The following is a 414-nucleotide window of genomic DNA, read 5'->3' on the forward strand; positions in this document are numbered from 1 at the left end:
GCCGAGTGTCAAAGGCATATCTAGTCCTCCCGCTACAAGCAGATAAGCCCGCATCCCGGAGACGGCTTCGCCCAAGGTCAATACCGTTCCGGCAGCAGCCTGTACGGGGGTATATAATGGAACGGGAATTCCGTCAAGAACCGCATTCATATCCGCGCCGGTCAGGCAGAACAGCATGTTGTCCCTGAACTGGAAAGAACCTCCTCGCAGCGTCATTTCCAATCCGGCAGCCTGATCACTGTTCCCCAGCAAGCGGTTGCCCATCCGAAAAGCAAGCCGGTCCATCGGGCCTGAAGGCGGAACACCAATATCCCAGTAGCCAACCCGTCCGGGAAAGTCCTGAACTGTAGTCTGAACACCGCCGTCCAGAACCTCAATCGCAGGTTCACTCGGCTTAAATCCCTTCAGCATATG

The 414-nt window shown here is 56.0% G+C and carries 1 protein-coding gene; it reads right to left on the bottom strand.

The annotated features are described in order from the left end of the window. A partial coding sequence (locus ACNPNW_RS06095; RefSeq protein ID WP_527890969.1) for a 5-oxoprolinase subunit C family protein occupies positions 1-414 on the bottom strand: 414 nt, incomplete at both ends.

Source organism: Acinetobacter endophylla (assembly GCF_053543775.1).